We start from the raw sequence: 4,392 nt of genomic DNA on the forward strand, positions 1-4,392 counted from the left end.
CTTGCGCCCATCACTGCTAACCGCAATCTGGCGCAGTCCTGACGTAGCATTAACTGAGATAGTCCGAACAACTTCGTTATAGCTTGGCGAGTCAGGATTGACATCCAGGACATAAATGCTACCCCGCCCTGAGTCCGTGATGTAAGCATAATTATCCCAAGGGTCAATAGATATTGCCCCAGGAGATGCACCACTCGGCAAATTAATATCATCGACAGCCGCTGTCGAAGCATCAACATCAACCGGACGCCGCGCCAGCAAATCCACCATCGCCACCCGCCCCGTATAAGTAGTCAAACAAAATTAATTACACAAATCAAATAATATGATATACTAAAAATATCAAGTTTTATTTAAAGAGGTTTTATATGTTTTTACTTCGAGACATTAATCCACTTTCGTTGAAATTGCTAAACCGAATCTATCGCGAAAGCAGACATCATCAAGTGCGCCAAAGAGCACAGTTTTTAATTTTGGTTTCACAAAACTTCAAAAATTAAAAACTGCTGAAAATATTTAAAATTAGTTATAAGACTATGTATAATTGGTTGAATCGATGGGAAAATGAGGGAATGCTCGGATTATACAATAAACCAGGTAGAGGCAGAAAAAAAATCTTTAATTCGGCAGAATCTGCTCAAATCAAAGATTGGGTAAAATTGCAACCAAAACAACTAAAGCAAGTAGTACAAAAAATTAAAAAAGAACGGTCTATTAATACAAGTACGGAAACAATTAAGAGAATAATCAAAAAAAAAATATGAGTTGGCATAGGATGCGTCGAGGTGTTGGGGGAAAGCCAAACCCCATAGAATACAAGGAAAAAAACAAAAATTGTCAGAATTAAAACAACTAGAAGATGAGGGGAAAATTGATTTATACTATTTGGATGAGTCCGGTTTTTGTGGCATCCCTTGTGTCCCTTATGGATGGCAAGATATTGGTGAATATTTGTCAATTGATAGTCGTAGAACTAAGCGTTTAAATGTCTTGGGAATTATGAATCGACAAAATACTCTTCATGCTTATGTTTCAGAGCAGACTATTAATTCTGATGTAATCATAGCCCGCAAGTGATACTTTTTTTGCTGTAGTGGAGCGACCAACATTTATTGTGGTAGATCAAGCTTCTATTCATACTAGCAATGCCATTTTAGATAAACTTGAAGAATGGAAAGAACGCGGCTTAACTATATTTGAATTGCCGACTTATTCACCCCAATTGAATTTAATTGAGATTTTGTGGCGGTTTATCAAATATACATGGCTTGAAATAGATGCCTACTCTAGCTGGCAATCTCTTGTTTCATCTGTAGAAAAAATTCTTAAAGAGTTTGGAGATAATTATGTAATTAATTTTGCTTAACTACTTATTCCAAAGGTACATAGGCGCGAGTCGCATTACTGGTCACAGCTAACTGTCCCGATCACCAAGGCATAACCCATTGATCATTGAGTAAAGCATAGGTTGATAGAGTCAGATCTAGCGGATCCGAAATAGTAGGAAATACTTCCAGAATCCGTTCAAACCAGACCCGGGAATCGAAATTAGTTCGTCTCGATAACTCAATCAGCAGAGCGGTAACGTAGGGACCAGTGGAAATTATTGAATCCGCATAGTGAGCAAATACAGATTCTTCAATTTGTACTTCTTGTGTTCGCAACGCTAGAAGAAGATTGCCCCCACAGAGAATAGCATTTTCAATGTCATTTTGCGTCAACACTTTACTAATCAGAGGACGACGAGCTAGCAAGCGAATGGTTTCTTTCATGTATGTAGGCTTTAAATGTTCATCCCACAGCCACGGTTCTGCATCACGATCTATTTCTACAACCATGAGACATCTGCGGGCTGTTTTAAGAGCTATGTCTAAACACCCAGAATCCAGATATGGATCGCCAGTGCGTGGTTCCATTTCCCACTGATTTAACAAATTACGCAAAAGTTCGGGTCGGGAAACAGAAAGAGCCAAAACCCTATCTTCAACTAAGTTGCTGGGCAAAGCAATGTCCGTGTCAAGGCGCAACTCATTAACATCCAGACCGCGCAACGTCTGACGAATACTTTCCTCATTGCCAGCAGCAGTTGCCAGCAGTTGCCACCGACCGTCGATTCGTTGCAAGCTTGCTTGCTTTAGTTGCTCTAGTAAGCTGTTAGTCATTTAAATTATTGCTTGAACCTTTTACACCACGGGGTCTGAGCCACAAATAGTGCAGTTTGAATGTCGAACAGCTTAAGATACTATCAAAGTAGATGTTTTTCCCAGATAAATTAACTTCCGTATACCCCTAATACCCGAAGGTACACAATAACAGTTTTTTCACTTACCAGGTCTACCAGTATCTGACTTTGCCAGACTTTACCTGAGTTATCCTCACGAATTATACCTGATAAGTAGTTCTTTGCATTGTCTGGCGTCCACCAGCGTTTCCACGCCAAGTGAGCGGTTCCCAGTTCACGGCCATCATTAAGTTTTGCCTTCCCCTCATAACCTGCTTCTGTTAAGAACTTATCTAATTCTATGCGGTTCATCGTGAACCGCACAGAAATCAGACGGCCACGCTCTTTGTCATCGTCAACGTGCAAATCTCGATAGCTTTTGGGCAAAATAATCCGAGTGAATGATTGCACTTCTTCAATATCAACAGGCATTTGAGATGCTTGAGTCTCTGGTTCAGAGACTTTGGTAGAAGTTGCAATTGAACAACTACTTAACTGAAATAAAGTCAGAATAACACTGGTAATAATCGCTCCTTTTTTTATCACATAATCCTCCTAAATACGCGACTTATATTCTCCTTTTACTTGATATTCTTGTAATCCTCCTAAATACGCGACTTATATTCTCCTTTTACTTGATATTCTTGGGCAAGTCCAGCCTGATGAAGACTTCCCAGAACCTCATCTTTGATTGTAACTCCCAAAATGTTTACGTCTTTACCTTGATCCCAGTTGTATTGGTCTCTGATTTGTACGGTGATCTCGCCAGTAAGGGGATCGGCTTGCCACCAGTAGCTGTAATCACCCACTGCAAAAAACCAATCTACTGATTCTTCTTTTCTTATTCTATCAGATTTTCTGACACCACTAATCAATGTGTTTGGACGTAGATTTTTGCTATCTTTTCTGGATCTAGCTATAATTTTTTTAGCTTCTTCCACTGCTTTTTCTACGTTCTTTTTCACGCTAGAAACCTTCATAAATTCATTCATGTCAATAGTTAATGGTTGTCCAGAATTCTCCAAATAATGATTCATGTGTCGGCTTGCATTAGGCAAATTTTCAAAATTGCCTAACCCTACTAAACGCGCAAACCAAGCAAAATTAGCACCCCCAGCCACCCCACGAAATATGAGATGAATTTCCCGATCTTCTGGAATTGGTGCTCTGACACCATGAGGTCCCGATCCATCTACTCGAGAAGAATCAAACCGATACCTATCAACTCCCTTGTTAAGTAACGCTATGATTTCTGTATCTGCCACCGTCCAATCACCCGTTTCCCCGAACCGACGCAGTATTCGCTCTATGGTAGGATATTTCCCCTGTATTTGTGGTAGTATCCAACGCTTAAGAAAATCGTCTATTTGTTTGAGATTATTCGGTTCGCTGAGTAGCCTTTCAAACTGTTCTAATTCTCTGAGCAGAATGTCCTCAAAATTTTGCGCTACAAGCAACCCCAAAGGATTACCACCAATGGCAAAACTTTTAGAAACAACCTTCGGGTTAATTTTATCAAAAGCCACCTTCGTCAAATCTTTACCACCAGGATTTTCAACAGTCTTAATAATTTCCTCCACATCAAAGACATAAGCATTTCCACTACCACCTAGAGTAGGATAAGAACCAATCAGATACTTCCCATCACCAGAAAGAGTCACATTATTAGTTAAAACCCCCGGCACCGGTTCAGTAGCAGCCACTAATTTCGGATTCGGCCCCAACGGATATCAAGGATTTTTTTACTATTACGACCCGCCACAAACGCATACTTCCCGTCCTTAGTCATCGTGACAGCCACCCCCTCATTCACCTCAAACACATTTCTATTATCAGTCAGCGTTAAATTCGTGTAGACAGTTGTAGGAGTCAAATTCAGAGGGTCATCACTCACTGTCAGCACCCCAAAACCGCTGCCGTCTGTGTTCGGGTTACCATTAGTAAAAACCATTTTCAGCGGGTCAGGAGTTGCAGCCAACCCCCAAGCCCCTGTAGGAGTCAAAACCTTTCCAATTTGCTCCCACCACTTCCGGGGATTAGAATTCGGTTCGCTAGGTTTGTCTTCTGGGTCGATATTCACAGCGTAAATATAACCATCAGCCGCAGTAGCAAACAGCTTGCGCCCATCACTGCTAACCGCAATCTGGCGCAGTCCTGACGTAGCATTAACT

The 4,392-nt window shown here is 40.9% G+C and carries 4 protein-coding genes and 2 pseudogenes; 1 reads left to right on the forward strand and 5 read right to left on the reverse strand.

What is annotated here, in order from left to right:
- On the reverse strand, positions 1-297 hold a 297-nt coding region (locus tag JGK22_RS32615), incomplete at its 3' end, for a hypothetical protein (protein WP_293282338.1).
- A 71-nt stretch (positions 298-368) separates the two neighbouring features.
- Here JGK22_RS32615 and JGK22_RS32620 point away from each other — a divergent pair.
- Positions 369-1,366, forward strand: a pseudogene (locus JGK22_RS32620) (IS630 family transposase).
- A gap of 61 nt (positions 1,367-1,427) precedes the next feature.
- Here JGK22_RS32620 and JGK22_RS32625 read toward each other — a convergent pair.
- The 4 genes and pseudogenes from JGK22_RS32625 to JGK22_RS32640 all read right to left on the reverse strand — a co-directional run.
- On the reverse strand, positions 1,428-2,162 hold the full coding sequence (locus JGK22_RS32625; protein WP_293220588.1) for a hypothetical protein: 735 nt from the start codon (positions 2,160-2,162) through the stop codon (positions 1,428-1,430).
- A 110-nt stretch (positions 2,163-2,272) separates the two neighbouring features.
- Positions 2,273-2,767, reverse strand: coding sequence for a hypothetical protein (locus JGK22_RS32630; RefSeq protein WP_293220591.1), 495 nt, complete (start codon positions 2,765-2,767; stop codon positions 2,273-2,275).
- 59 nt (positions 2,768-2,826) lie between these two features.
- Entirely contained in the window at positions 2,827-3,924 is a 1,098-nt protein-coding gene (locus tag JGK22_RS32635) for a hypothetical protein (RefSeq protein WP_293220594.1), read from the reverse strand.
- A pseudogene (locus JGK22_RS32640) lies at positions 3,924-4,392 on the reverse strand (hypothetical protein); the annotation flags it as partial. The pseudogene JGK22_RS32640 and the gene JGK22_RS32635, both read right to left, overlap by 1 nt.

It is taken from the genome of Microcoleus sp. PH2017_08_TRC_O_A (assembly GCF_020738665.1).
Taxonomy (GTDB): Bacteria; Cyanobacteriota; Cyanobacteriia; order Cyanobacteriales; family Microcoleaceae; genus Microcoleus.